Source organism: Archangium lansingense (assembly GCF_026626635.1).
In the GTDB taxonomy this organism is placed as follows: domain Bacteria; phylum Myxococcota; class Myxococcia; order Myxococcales; family Myxococcaceae; genus Archangium; species Archangium lansingense.
On record NZ_JAPNKA010000001.1, the window covers coordinates 11,484,428 to 11,498,382 of the forward strand.

Below are 13,955 nucleotides of genomic sequence, written 5' to 3' on the forward strand. Positions count from 1 at the left end.
CGCGGAGCGAAAGCTTCCCGCGCCCATTCCATTCCACATGAGTGTCCCTCCTGACGGCTGCGCGCAGCGCACACCGTCCTTCCGGTGGCGGCCCCGGCCCGCCCCACCACCTGACCATCGTTGCTCACCCCTGACCGTGAAGCAGCCTGCGGACAGCTCTCCCGAGGGTACTCCGCGGAGCGCCACGGCGGCGATGACATCCAGGCCCAGCTGGAGCGCTGTCTTTGGTCCCGACCGTCCATCGACCAAGGAACGTCCCTGTTAACTGATTTGGACGAATCTTGAGAAAAATTCAGTTCTGACGCACTTTTGAAATTGGCGTGGGCACAGTGAATCCAAGCGCTGAGGCCGGCAGGCAGCAGGGGAGCTCCCTGAAGCACGGAGTCAGCGCCCCCCTGTTGTGGAGCGCGGGCTCAGTAGTCACAGCCCACGGAGCTGACGACCTCGTCGGGGACCCCTGGAGCGAACACCTGGATGACGGACACCTTGCCATCCATGACCCGCTCGCTGCCGCTGCGCCAGGGGTGCTGCCAATAGCCCATGACGAGGTTTTCCGAACTTGAGGGGAGGTCCTCCTCGAATGAGCCAATGGTCTTCGACACGATGGTTTCATACCGGACCTTGTAGTAGACCCAGTCCGCGAACAGGCACTGCTCCGCCGAGTGGGGGCAGTCGCAGAGGACGATGAGGGTCCCCGCGGGAATATTGCGAAGCACCATGGAGCGTGCCTCGTCGTTGGGGATGCCGATGTTGGTCCCCGCTGCGGTCAGATCATAGGAACGGAATTCGCCGTTGGGGGGCAGGTAGACCTTGCCCAGCGAGTCCTGGGAGGCATTATTGCCTTCGAAGAATTCAATGTGGGGAGTGACGGGCCCTCCACCTCCGCCCCCGCCCCCGGGTTCGCAATCCTCGCAGGCCGCGGCCTGCTTCGCGGTCGAGAGCGCCTGCTCGACGGGAGCCGAGGCCTCCTCGAGGCTCCCACAGGCTGACAAAACGAGCGCCGCACCGAGAATCATCACGCCGCGCGTCCGCAACACTTCGGCCAGGTTCCACTTCCTGGATGGCTTCATCATGGTATTCGCCCTCGGCTGAAGGATTTCAATAGGATTCTCGAAAGCCTGCATACGGGCCTGTGTAACAGAGCAGGAGTGACGGGAGCGTGACGGGGAGCAGCGGAAGGACTGGGCCCCTGTTGGGCGGACGCAGTGCTCTCGAGAGGGCGCTGCCCGCGGCCAGTGGAGCCTGGAACGCGCCTCCACCGGCCCGGCCAGGGGCCGACATGTCGGCGGCATGTCGGCGGCATGTCGGCACGTCCCTCGAAGCCCTCGATGTCTTCCTCACAGACGTTCACCTTGGGAGTCACGCCCTCTGGCAGAGCGCGGAGCGCCCCTCGCGATGCACCCTCAACCCGTGCTGGCCCAGTGCTTGCTATCGAGCGCGGAGAGTCCATTTCAGACTCCCCGGCCTTTCGGGTCACCTCTTGCCTGACGGAAATTACATGAGACTCTCACTGACACTTCTGGCAATGATTTCCCTTGCGGCCTGCAACGGCCAGATGAACAGCCCTCAGGGCGAGCCCGAGCCCCAGGGGCAGCAGGGCTTCGAGGGCGACACCGGTCCTCATAGTCCAGCTCAGCCTCAGGGCGTCCCAACTGCGACTCGGCCCCAGAGGCTTCAGGACTCTCTGGGCGCTCAGCACGCTCAGAACGTTCAGGGCCTGGTTTCCAGCACCGACGGCACGGTCTATACGATTCCGGGCAGCGGAGGCATGTTCGGCGGTGGCTATCTCCAGCTCCAATCGAGCAACCAGCATTTCGAGCTCGACGTGACATGCGGCTACGGCTTTGCCACCGACAACGAGGCCTTCTTCTTCGCGAATTCACCCGTGGTCACGACCGGAACCGTTCAGACGACCGTGGCGATCGATGGACGTGCGCTGCTGGCCTTCAACGATCTGAACTACAACTCGGGTGGGCAAGACCGGGCTTTCGCGGACACGTGGTACCAAGGTCAGTGGCCCTGGCATGGCGTCTTCACCGCCAATGAAGGCGGCACGCTCACGCGATGGGACATCACCATGACGAGGACTGCCGACGGGAACTGCCTGGCCTTCGTTTATACCAATGGCGGTGGATCGGGCACGATCGTCCACCCGTAAAGCCTCCCTGGGCGGTGGATGGGCCGTTCATCGCGGCGTGCGCTCCTGTATTTCATTGATAGCGACCATCTGAGCGTGCGGGAGAGGGCCTGGGAAGGTGGTCGTCCAGGAGGGCCGCGCGACACGCCTCAATCGTGGGCGGCCAGGGCTGGGGGGTGCCCCATGGGGTTGCTCCGTCCCGTGTCCCGGCGCGGCGCTCGGCCTTGCTGGCCCCGGCTGCGGCCCTTCTCGGCCACTCCTCTCCAGCCCTCACCCTCTACATGGCTTCTATCCCGCCTATACGCCAGCCGGGGGTGGTGGCCTTGCGCACGGGAGAGCCGCAGGTCATTCCCGAGATTTCCGAGGAGCTCCTCCGGGCCCTCAGCCATGATGCCGAGCACCTCGAGGTGATGCGCTCCTTCGACATCCGGTCCGTCATGGCCGTGCCGCTCATCGCCCAGGACAAGAGCATCGGTTCCTCATCCTGGCGGACACCCCCGTCATGGGCCGCTGGGATAGGAGCCGCCTCGAGCAGGTCATCACCAACCTTCAGGCCAACGCCATCAAGTTCGGCGACCACAAGCCCGTCGAGCTCTCCGTCACCTCGGACAATGGAATCGCGCGCCTCACGGTGAGGGACCACGGCATCGGCATCGCGCCGGACAGGCTTCCCCACGTCTTCGAGCGCTTCGTGCGTAGCGTCTGGTTCGCGACACTCCTACCCACTCGGGGCAGGGATGGTCCGGCGGCGGACCGTGTCTACCCTCTGGGCTTCAAGCTTCAGCGAGTGGGCGCATGAAACCATTGGCACATGGGCGGTACCTGGGCTGGGCGCTGTGCGCGTGGGTGCTCTGCCTGGGCGCCATGGCGGGGGCACAGACCGCCGACCCCTCGGTGGTGGGACAGTGGGGTCCGGTGAAGGAATGGCCCGTCCCGGCGGTGCACGCCCACCTGCTGCCGACCGGCAAGGTGCTGTTCTTCTCCGAGTGGGACGCGGGAGACGATGGCCCCTATCTCTGGGACCCCACGGTGGACCGTCTCCAGCAACTCACGCCACCGGGCTTCAACATCTTCTGCGCGGGGCACTCGTTCCTGGCGGACGGGCGGCTGCTGATCGCAGGCGGCCACATCATGGACGACCACGGCCTGCCGGACGCGGTCCTCTTCGATCCCTTCACCCTGCAATGGACGCGGCTTCCGGACATGGACAAGGGCCGCTGGTACCCCACCAACACCACCCTGCCCAATGGAGAGGTGCTCGTGGTGGCGGGTGGCACCGAGGACGGAGTCGCCAACACCATCCCGGAGGTCTGGTCCCCCGCCACGAACTCCTGGCGCAAGCTCACCGGGGCCTCCCGCCTCCTGCCCTACTACCCGTGGATGTTCGTCGCGCCCAACGGACAGGTCCTCATGGTCGGCGCGGAAGCGACCTCGCAGTGGCTGTCGACGAGCGGCACGGGGGCCTGGAGCCCCGGGCCAAGGTCGCGCTACGGCCACAAGCGCGGCTACGGCTCGGCGGTGATGTACGACGTGGGCAAGGTGATGATCATCGGCGGGGATTCTCCTCCTACCAACAGCGCCGAGGTCATCGACCTCAACCAGGCCACTCCCGCCTGGCGTGCGGTGGCACCCATGAGCTACGTGCGCCGGCAGCACAACACCACCCTCCTACCCGACGGCACGGTGCTGGTGACTGGCGGGCACAGCGGCGCGGTGCTCGATGACCCGGGCTCCCCCCGCTACGAGACGGAGCTGTGGAATCCGCGCACCGAGACCTGGAGCCAGCTCGCCTCGATGGGTGCCTACCGCGGCTACCACGGGGTGACGGTGCTGCTGCCGGATGGGCGTGTGCTCTCCGCGGGCAGCCGGCGGGTGAAGACGATGCAGGTGTTCTCTCCGCCCTACCTCTTCAAGGGCGAGCGCCCCGTCATCCTCTCCGCCCCCGAGACGTTCGGCTACGGGCAGGGCTTCACCGTCTCCACCAACCGGGCCGAGTCCATTACCCAGGTGACGTTGGTGCGTCTGCCCTCTGTGACGCACGCCTTCGACGAGAACCAGCGCTTCCTGCGGATGGCCTTCCGGGCGGGCAGCGGCAACCTCTCCGTCACCGCGCCCTCCAGCCCCAACGTGGCGCCTCCGGGCCACTACATGATGTTCCTGGTGGACGGCAGGGGCGTACCGTCCGTGGCGAAGATCATCCGGCTCGGGGGCCCCGTCACGCCGCCTCCGCCGCCACCCCCTCCACCTCCCGGTGAAAAGGTGGTGGTGGGCTTCGGCTCCTCCTGGAAGTACGACGACCGGAACGTGGACCCGGGCGCCGCGTGGGTGTCGCCCGGCTATGACGACTCGGGCTGGCGCGTGGGTGCCGCCCAGCTCGGCTATGGCGATGGGGACGAGAAGACGGTGCTGCGCAAGACCGTCCCGCTCCAACCCAGCGTCTACTTCCGCAAGACGTTCGTCGTGGATGGAGTGGTGGAGGCGGCGGCGCTCGAGGTGCTCTTCGATGATGGTCTCGCTGTCTGGGTCAACGGGAGGCAGGTGTACTCGCGCAACGTGGGGAGCACCGCGCATTCCGCCTATGCCACGGCCAGCGGGGAGAACTCGCGGGCCGAGGCCAGCCTCCCGCCCGATGCCTTCGTGAAGGGCACCAACACCCTCGCGGTGATGGTGAAGCAGTCCAGCTCGAGCTCGAGCGATGTGTCCTTCGACCTCGAGCTGTCGCTGAGCGTCTCTGGAGGGGATGACCCCACGGCGTCACTGAAGGTGGAGCGGCCCAACGGTGGTGAGCGCTTCCAGGCGGGAACGGCGGAGCGCATCCAATGGCTGGGCCACGGGGAGGGGAGCGAAAGTGTCGACCTGGAGTACTCGACGGATGGCGGTGGCACCTGGAAGAGCATCGCCCGTGGAGTGGCGGATACGGGGAGCTACGACTGGCTCGTGCCGGCCGAGGCCTCCACGAACGCGCTGGTGCGCATCACCGACTCGCGGATGTCCGAGGTGCGCGACGTGAGCGATGCGCCCTTCACCCTGTCCAACGCGGCCACCTATGTGGCGATTGCCTTCGGTGGCTCCTGGCGCTTCGACGACGGCAATGTGGACCCGGGTCCGGCGTGGACGAGTGCGTCGTTCGACGACTCGGCCTGGCGCAGCGGACCGGGCCAGCTCGGCTATGGGGACTCGGACGAGCACACCGTCCTGCGCCGCACCCGGCCAGCCCAGCCCAGCGTGTATTTCCGCAAGAAGCTCACCCTGCCTGACACGGCGGTGGGTGCCCGGCTCAAGGTGCTCCACGACGATGGCTTCGTGCTCTGGGTGAACGGCAGGCCCGTCACCTCGCGCAACGTGGGGAGCACCGCGCATTCCGCCTACGCCACGGCCAGCGGGGAGAACTCGCTGTACGAGGCGGACATCGACGCCTCCGCGTTCGTGGCCGGGGAGAACACGCTCGCGGTGATGGTGAAGCAGCGCTCGGCCGATTCGAGTGATGTGTCCTTCGACCTGGAGCTGCGCATCACCCGGCCCTGAAGGGCGTGTTGCCGAAAGGGTGTCAGAGAATTCGAGTGACGCGACCCGGCACGACACGCGGCGGAAAAGAGAAGAGCGGAAAGCTGGCCGAGAAATCCCCGCGCATCCACCGCGCCGCCGCCTCTCGGAACGCCGCGACGAAGGCCCGGTACTGCTCACGCAACTCCTTCAAGGCCTGGCGCGTCGAGGCATGCCCCAACGGCCGCGGGCTGCGCTCGAGGTGCTCGGGCCGGGTATGCGGGTGCTGTGCCCGCACGGCCCGGGCCCCCAACACAGGCGTGTTCCGTGCACGCGCCTCGGCTTCCACCTGCTCCACCAGTCCCCTCACCTCTCGCTGCCGCTCCTCCTCCCCCAGTCCTTCCCAGCACGGCAGTGGCGCCACCTCCAACTCCACTGGCTCGGCGATTTCCTCGGCGAAGCGCCCCTCCCCCTCTGCCGTGTCCTCGCTCCCCCTCTTGCTCCAGCGCTTCGTCCAGTTGAACCACTGGAACAGCCGCCTCGCCGGCCCCAGCAGCTGCGGTAGACACGTGAGTCCCGGCCACTCGGCACTCCTCTCCACCAGTCCCTCCTTCACTCCATGGGCCAGCACGTAGCGCAACCGCCCCACCAGCGCCGTGTCGTCCAGCACCGGCTCCGCTGAGTAGCGTCGCTCCCAGAAGCCTCCACTCCAGTCCGCCAACCGTCCCACCTTCTTGGAGAGGTTGGCGCGCAGGTATTGCATGAAGGAGGCGAGCGCCACGCCTCGGGTCCACACCAGCAGGTGGAAATGGTTGGACGCGAAGGTGAAGGCATGCAGCCGTACGTTGCCGGCGCTCTGCTGGACGGCTCGCGCCAGCACGCCACCCACCACCTCGTTCACCTTCGCGCTGGGACGCAGCAGCAGCCGTCCCTGGAAACACCTGGACGTCACGAAGTAGTAGCCCTCCTCTTGGAACATCCTCAGCGGCCAGCCCATCCCCTTCCCCTCCGTACAGTCCGCGAGGTCGATGCACCCCTCGGGCCAATCACAACTCCTCAGAAAGACTCGCAGGCCGGTGGGTTCACCCGTCCACGCCAGGTCTCGTTCTCGCTCGCCTCCTTCATTTCGAGTCCTTTGACACCGTCTCTGGGTCCTGGTCCTGTCCTGACAGGAGCGGCGCGCCCCCGTGGGCGCCGTCGCTCCTGCGTGACAGGTATCCGACTCGACTTGAGCAAGGCCGTTGTCCGTGTCAGGCCCGTTCTTCCTCTTCGTCCTGTCCAACTCCTGTCAGACCCGGCAGGTAGCGTGCCCACGCTTTTTCTTTTCGAGGGGGTCACCATGTCAGTAAGAAACCGATTCAGATTGTCTTTCGTCGTGTGGAGTGTCCTGGCCTGCATCACGGGCTGCCACGAGGTCGAGCCGTCGTCCGACGTCGAGGTGAAGCGCTCCGAGCTCTCCACGGCCACGGGCTCGATGGCGGACGCACGCGTCCACTTCACGGGCACCCGCCTGGGGGATGGCCGCGTACTGGTGGTCGGCGGTAACAACAACCTGCTTCAGCCGCCCCGAGCCAAGGCCGAGCTCTACAATCCGGCCACGGGCACCTGGAGCGCCACCGGGCAGCTCGCGGACGGGCGCTATGGCCACACCGCGACACTGCTGTCCGACGGCAAGGTCCTGGTGGTGGCGGGCAAGAACGATCTGCCGACCGTGTCCAACGAGCTCTACGACCCGGCCACCGGGACGTGGACCACCGTGGGCTCGGATGTGTCCCGCTACTTCGCGGCGGCGGTCGCGCTCGCCGACGGTCGCGTGCTGATGAGCGGCGGCGTGGATGAGAGCGGCTATTCCCTGGCCAGCGCCCGGATCATCGATCCGGTGGGCGGCAATGGTAGCACCGTGCCCCCCATGACGGCCGCGCGCTACGGCCACTCCGCGACGCTGCTGTCCGATGGCAAGGTCCTGGTGGCGGGTGGTACGGACAGCTCGGGGACGCAGCTCTTCTCCGCGGAGCTGTTCGATCCTTCCACGGGCACCTGGAGCTCCGCCGGCAACATGTACGCCGCGCATAGCAACCACACGGCCACGCGGCTCGCGGACGGCCGGGTGCTCATCGCTGGCGGCCTGGGGGGCGGAACCACGACCTCGGCCACCGAGCTCTACGAGCCCTCCACGAACACCTGGAGCCTCGCCGGCTCCCTGTCCTTGGCTCGGACCCAGCATCGGGCGTACGTGACTCCGTCGGGAGAGGTCGTCGTGCTGGGGGGCATCGACAGCGGTGGTGGTCCGACCCCGAGCGCGGAGCGCTTCAACCCGACCACGGCGACGTGGAGCCCGGCGAGCCCCCTGACGGTCGCGCGGAGCGGCTTCGTGGCGGTGCCGCTCGACGGGGGCCAGGTCCTCGTCGCTGGCGGGCACGATGGCTCCAATCCCCTCGCCACCGCGGAGCTGTACACCGACACGTCCTCCTGCGTCCCCACCACCTGCGCGGCGCAGGGGAAGACCTGCGGCACGGTCTCCGACGGCTGTGGCGGCTCCCTCTCGTGCGGCACCTGCCCGGGTGATCAGACGTGCTCCGCGAGCAACGTGTGCATCACTCCGGGGGCGGCCGTCTTCGACACCACCCTGCGTGCCCCCCGGTGCACCGAGGCCGGAGCGGTCTGTGATTCCGGCGCGCTGCTCAACGGCCGGGGTCCCCTGGGGCCCGAGCCCAACCACCCGAACACCCTGGGTGGCTCGTGCGCCGACGGGACGTCGGGGACCTACCACACGGACGAGTCACTCGATCGGCTCCGGGTGTCCACGGTGGATGGGACGCCCATGGCCACGGGCAAGACGGTGCGGGTCGACGCCACCGCCTGGGTGTACTCGGCCTCCTCCAACAAGGTGGACCTCTACTACACCGGTAACGCGAACAGCCCGACCTGGACCTTCCTCGCGACGCTAACGCCGACCGCCTCCGGAGCGCAGACGCTCTCGGCCACCTACACGCTGCCCGCGGTCTCCTCCCTGCAGGCCGTCCGAGGGGTGTTCCGCTACAGCGGCGCGGCCTCGACGTGTGACACGGGCTCGTACAACGACCGCGACGACCTGGTCTTCCCCGTCTCGGGTCCGGTGGACTCCGCTCCGCCCACCGTGGCGCTGACCTCTCCGACGGCCGGTGCGACCGTCAGCGGGATGTCCGTGACGCTCACCGCCACGGCCTCGGACGACGTGGGCGTGGCCCGGGTCGAGTTCTATGACGGCACCACCCTCATCGGCACGGTGAGCACCCCGCCGTACACCCTGACCTGGAACACCCGCATCGTGGACAACGGCACGCATACGCTGACCGCCAGGGCCCATGATGTGGCGGGTCGCAGCACCGTCTCGGCGGGCGTGGCGGTGACGGTCGCCAACGACAAGAACCCCACCGTCCAGATGACCTCACCCGCGGCGAACAGCACGGTGAGCGGCGTGATCACCCTCGCGGCCACGGCCTCGGACGACGTGGGCGTGGCCCGGGTCGAGTTCCAGGTCGACAGCACGGTCATCGCCACCCTGACGGCGCCGCCCTACACCGTGAGCTGGAACAGCGCCACGGTGCTGGATGGCACGCACCACCTGTCGGCCAGGGCCTACGACACGGCGGGGCAGACCTCCGCGTGGGGCCTCAACGTGACGGTGCGCCACGACTACACCGCGCCCACCACGGCACTCACCTCTCCGGCCTCGGGGGCGACGGTGACCGGGACGGTGACCCTGACGGCGAGCGCCTCGGACAACCAGATCGTCACCCGCGTCGAGTTCTACGATGGCACCACGCTGCTCGGCACCGACACGACCTCGCCCTACAGCCTGAGCTGGAACACCACCACCTCGACCGTGGGCTCGCACACGCTGAGCACCAAGGCGTATGACTCCGCGGGCAACGTGGGGACGAGCGCGGGCGTGACGGTCACCATTCCCTCGAACGGGCCGGTCCTGGCGCAGTACGACAGCACGCTGCGTGCGCCCCGGTGTAGCATTTCGGGGTCGAGCTGCGACTCCGGCTCGCTCCTCACCGGCAAGGGCAGCGGCATCGAGCCCAATGCGCCCAATACGCTCGGCGACGCCTGCATCGAGAACTATTACGACACCGGGCTGTCGGTGGAGCGTGTGAAGGTCTCCAGCCTGGACGGCGGGCCCATCACCTATGGGAAGACGGTGCAGATCGAGGCCACCATCCGGGCCTCTTCCTCAGCGGACCGGCTGGAGTTCTACATCACCTCGACTCCCGAGTCCCCGAGCTGGACCTACACCGGGTTGTCCTTCTCCATCAGCACCACTGGCTCGCAGGTGAAGACTGGGACGATCACCCTGCCGTGGGCGAGCAACATCGCCATCCGGACCGTGCTGCGGGCCTCGTACAGCGGGACGGTGTGCTCGAATGATTGGTTCGCCCCCGATGACCGCGATGACCTGGTCTTCAGGGCCTATTACTAGGCGCGGTCCGGAGTGAAATGCTTCACAGGACGCCTGTGGGCCGCTTCACAGCGGCCCGCGGGTGGGTCGGGTAGCTAGGGAACACCTGCCGCCGAAAGCAGCAGCCCGGCTCGCAGGGACAGCAATCCATGAATCGAGAGGGGTGGCCAAGCAAGATGCCCCCGCCCCGACGTTCTCCCCGAGGGAGCGCGTCCGTCAGCGGAAGGGGAAGGATCCACCCGGGTCCTTCCCCTTCCGCTTTGGTGCGCCCGGCATGGGCATCGACATGGAGGTGGAAGTCCTCCCGGAAGCAGGTCACCGCGAACGAAGGGAACCGCAGAGCGCCGGACCGTGAGGCCGACGTGAAGGAAGCGGGGAACGAAACCGCGGGGCGACGAACAGGAACCGGCTGTGAGGCGGCACCGAGCGGAGCGAGCGGGCCAATGACCGCGAAGCTCCGGTGACCAAGGCGAGGTGACGTAAAGCCGGCGCTCGTGCGGTGAATGTTGATGTTCTTACCCGGGGAGAGCTCGCCTCGTGCCCGAAAGGGCAACGCCGAGAGGCCAGAGAGGGTGTCAGAGAGGGTGTCAGACGACTCGTAGGGACGACTCGGGGAGCGAGAGGTGTCGGAACGAGTTCTTTGACACCTCTCGCCGGCGCGAGGTGTCGGAACGAGTTCTTTGACACCTCTCGCCGCGCGATGGTGCGCGAAGCGCCGGCGGCATGTCAGGTCAACGCTCGGCGTCGATGCCGGCGGTCGGGTAGCTGCTCGGGTACGGCGAGAGGAACGCCGCCTCCTGCCGCGCGAGCTCGGGCGTCATGGTCTTCAACTGCGCCTCAATCCCGGCGCGAGTGAGCCCCGGCGGGAGCTGCCCCTCGGGGATGACGGTCGGCACCGCCGCCTGGGCCACGACCAGGTTCGTCTTCTCGGTCGGGTCCACCTCGAGGTTGTAGAGCTCCCACTGGTCCGCGACGGGCTTCTCGCTCCACGGGTCGCAGTAGCGCACCAGCTTCCACGGCCCCGAGCGCAGCGCCCGCACGTGGGCCGGCTGCACGACCGGCCCGGGCGTGAGCGCCGTGTACGTCTTGCGCACGTGGTCGACCGTCGCCTTGAACACGCGGTACTGGTCCCAGCCCTGCTCGTTGTGGGGGTCGTCGTCCTTGGGCAACGGCTCGGTGATCATGTCGTCGGTCACGAAGAGCGTCCCCTCGCGCGGCGTGCCATCGGGCCACAGCACCGGGCCTCCGCGCTGAGCGATCACGGGCGACAGGTCGATCCCCGGCAGCGGCGCGGCGAGGTGGGTCTTCGAGAGGCGGCGGCGGACGCCAGCGAGATCGAGCACCTCCTTGCCCGCTTCCTTGGCGAGGGTCCCCGTGGCGAGCCCGAGCAGGGTCGGGAGAATGTCGACGTGGCTCGTCTGCGCGTGGATCGCCACCGGCCTCGGGCTCTCGTTGATCTTGGGGTTGCTCACGAGGAAGGGGACGTGCACCGTTTCCCGGTAGGCGCCGTGCCACTTCTCCATCATCATCCCGTGGCTCGCGCCGTACTCGCCGTGGTCCGCGGTGAAGACGACGAGGGTGTCGTCCTTGAGCCCGGAGCGCTCGAGGGTCTCGAGGACGCGAAGGATGTGCCGGTCCACCATCGCGATCGCGAACCCATAGTACTGGAGGAAGCCGAGGGCGGCGCCGGCCGCGTCCTTCTGGAGCTGGAAGGGGATGGCGCTGGCCAGGGTCGCTTCGACGGCGCGCTCGAGGATCGTCTCTTCATCATCTTTGTCGCCGACGATCGCCTGCGCGGCGGCCAGGCCCACCTTGGCGGCGAGGCCGATGCCGCACTTCAACGAGTAGTCGTACTGCGCGCTGGGCTTGTTGTTCTCGAGCAGGTCCTCGTCCTGGGTCGGCGAGGGGGTCGCGCAGTCCTGGGGGAAGCCCGTCGGGTTCAGCGGGATCCGGAAGGTGCCCTGGGTCGGCTCGGCGCTGTAGGTGCCCTGGGTCGGGACGGGCACCGAGCCGCCGGGGCCGACGAGTTCCTGCGGGAGCCAGGTGCGCGTCGGGGCGTCGTAGGTCGCCGGCCTGAGCGCACGGGTGAGCGACGGGTACACCGCGATGTCGTGGGGGTTGGTGAACGAGCAAACCGCGAGGAAGGGGCGGGTGGGCGGCGTCGTGCTGCTGTTCGGGAAGTCGACGGAGAGCTGCGCCGAAGTGCGGTCGAACGGCACGCCGAGGCCCCGCGCCTGCAAGAAGGAGCAGGCCAGGTCGGCGAACTGGAAGTCCCGGTAGGCGCCCATGTTGTTGGTCGACGCGCCATGCGGCTCGGGCCACGACAGCTCCCAGTCTTCGAAGCCGTACGCGCGCAGCGTGTGGTCGAGCGGGTCGCTGACGTGCCACTTGCCGAAGTAGTGGGTGCTGTAGCCCAGCTCGCGGAACCAGTCGCCGATCGTGGGCGCTCCGTCGTGGCGGAGCCAGGGGAAGTTGCTCGCGTTGCCGCTCTTGAACAGACCGTCCGTCTGCGTGACCCCGGTGCGCGGGCCGTACTGGCCGGTGAAGATGGAGGCGCGGCTCGGGATGCAGGCGCTCTCCGCGATCATGTGGTCGGTGAAGACGACCGCGTGCTCCCGCAGCTTGCAGAAGCCGGGGAAGTGCTCGGCGTATGCGTTCCCCTCGAGGCTGCCCAGGAACGAAAGGATCTCCTTCATCGGGTTGGCGAAGCCTCCATCCCCCGGCTCGGGGTAGCGGAGCTGATCGACCATAATCATGAGGATGTTCGGTAGCTTCGAGAAGAGCGCTTCGATGGGCTTGTCGGGGCTCTCGGTGGGCTCGTCGGTCATGGTGCCTCCTGTGTGGGCGGGTGAGGTTCAGCTTGGGTGGGGGCACCAGGGACGCCACACGCCTGGCACCGTGCTGTCGTGGAGAAGGTCACCACCCTGTCTCAATCCTTCTCCAGTGAAGGGATTTTCCGTCCACGAGCAGGCCCGCCCACCAGAGAGGAGGGCGCACAGCCGAATTCCTCCCGGAAGGCCTGCGTGAAATGACTGTGGGATGAAAAGCCCATGGCAAGGGCAAGCTCGGTCAAACGTCCGGCAGCGCCCGGGAGCTCGAAGAGGGCCGCGCGAAGCCTCACTCGGGTGAGGTGCCGGTGCAGGGTCTCACCCGTCACGGCCCGGAAGACACGGCTCGCGTGAAAGGGAGAGGTGCGGCACGCGAAGGCCATGACCTCCAAAGACAAACGCTCCTTGAAGCGAGTGGCCATCACGTGTTGCAGTTCCTCGCTCAAGCGGCGCCATGCGCGGGAAACGCTCCGAGCCCGTTCCGGTTGAGCCCCCGCATCCGACAACACACACCGTACCAGCGACAACGCAGTCTCCTCCCGGGCCAGTGGATCCTCGGAGTGCAAGAGCTGGGCATGAAGGCGCGCGGCTTGCGGTGAAATGGAACAGCTTCGCGTGGGCAGACGAGGAATCAGCTCCTCGGCCAGTGCGCCCCGGAGCAGGAGCAGCGTGCCCCGCTGAGGACGTTCCGTGGGAGCGGCCATCCAATACTCATCCGATGGTGCATGGAGCGCGGCCGTCGTCGGATCCACCACGTTGCGTTGATGCCCCAGGTCACGCACGTGCGTTCCAGTCTGGAGGAGATCCACCTCGTAATAGAGGGCTCTCTCCCGCCAGCAGGGAGGACGCGGCGAGCCGCCAGCGCAATGCCATTCACCCACGAAGAACTCACGCCCGTGGAGCAGCGTGCGCATTGGAAAGGCGAGTTCCCAGTTCATTCGAGCAAGATTCTGACAGCGGCCGTGCCGGCCAGGTTCCATATTGGCGGCCATGCGAACCGTTCCTGTCAACGAACTTCTGCTCGTGGCCGCAGGCGCCCATGCCCCAGAGACAACCCCTCCTT

8 protein-coding genes and 1 pseudogene are annotated in these 13,955 nt (G+C 67.4%); 5 read left to right on the forward strand and 4 right to left on the reverse strand.

Going from position 1 to position 13,955, the window contains the following annotated elements; all coding sequences use genetic code 11:
• Nucleotides 1–413 precede the first annotated feature (413 nt).
• Nucleotides 414–1,073 (reverse strand): hypothetical protein, encoded by a 660-nt coding sequence (locus OV287_RS45930; RefSeq protein WP_267540396.1) that lies wholly within the window; start codon nucleotides 1,071–1,073, stop codon nucleotides 414–416.
• Nucleotides 1,074–1,498: 425 nt separating this feature from the next.
• On the opposite strand from OV287_RS45930, the gene OV287_RS45935 reads away from it, so the two are divergent.
• From OV287_RS45935 to OV287_RS45945, 4 genes and pseudogenes are all read left to right on the forward strand, one after another.
• Nucleotides 1,499–2,158 (forward strand): hypothetical protein, encoded by a 660-nt coding sequence (locus OV287_RS45935; protein WP_267540397.1) that lies wholly within the window; start codon nucleotides 1,499–1,501, stop codon nucleotides 2,156–2,158.
• A 260-nt stretch (nucleotides 2,159–2,418) separates the two neighbouring features.
• A pseudogene (locus OV287_RS56630) lies at nucleotides 2,419–2,601 on the forward strand (GAF domain-containing protein); the annotation flags it as partial.
• Nucleotides 2,602–2,639: 38 nt separating this feature from the next.
• Nucleotides 2,640–2,936 (forward strand): ATP-binding protein, encoded by a 297-nt coding sequence (locus OV287_RS45940; RefSeq protein ID WP_267540398.1) that lies wholly within the window; start codon nucleotides 2,640–2,642, stop codon nucleotides 2,934–2,936.
• On the forward strand, nucleotides 2,933–5,662 hold the full coding sequence (locus tag OV287_RS45945) for a galactose oxidase-like domain-containing protein (RefSeq protein ID WP_267540399.1): 2,730 nt from the start codon (nucleotides 2,933–2,935) through the stop codon (nucleotides 5,660–5,662). Before OV287_RS45940 ends, OV287_RS45945 begins: the two co-directional genes overlap by 4 nt.
• A gap of 22 nt (nucleotides 5,663–5,684) precedes the next feature.
• Here the strand turns inward: OV287_RS45945 and OV287_RS45950 are convergent, their stop codons facing one another.
• Nucleotides 5,685–6,617 carry a transposase gene (locus tag OV287_RS45950; RefSeq protein WP_267540400.1) on the reverse strand — a complete coding sequence of 311 codons (933 nt, stop codon included), beginning with the start codon at nucleotides 6,615–6,617 and terminating at the stop codon, nucleotides 5,685–5,687.
• A 366-nt stretch (nucleotides 6,618–6,983) separates the two neighbouring features.
• Between OV287_RS45950 and OV287_RS45955 the strand changes: the two genes are divergently transcribed.
• Nucleotides 6,984–10,085, forward strand: coding sequence for an Ig-like domain-containing protein (locus tag OV287_RS45955; RefSeq protein WP_267540401.1), 3,102 nt, complete (start codon nucleotides 6,984–6,986; stop codon nucleotides 10,083–10,085).
• 710 nt (nucleotides 10,086–10,795) lie between these two features.
• On the opposite strand, the gene OV287_RS45960 is transcribed toward OV287_RS45955, so the two are convergent.
• Nucleotides 10,796–12,892 (reverse strand): sulfatase-like hydrolase/transferase, encoded by a 2,097-nt coding sequence (locus OV287_RS45960; RefSeq protein ID WP_267540402.1) that lies wholly within the window; start codon nucleotides 12,890–12,892, stop codon nucleotides 10,796–10,798.
• 101 nt (nucleotides 12,893–12,993) lie between these two features.
• On the reverse strand, nucleotides 12,994–13,830 hold the full coding sequence (locus OV287_RS45965) for a helix-turn-helix transcriptional regulator (protein WP_267540403.1): 837 nt from the start codon (nucleotides 13,828–13,830) through the stop codon (nucleotides 12,994–12,996).
• Between the last annotated feature and the right edge of the window lie 125 nt (nucleotides 13,831–13,955).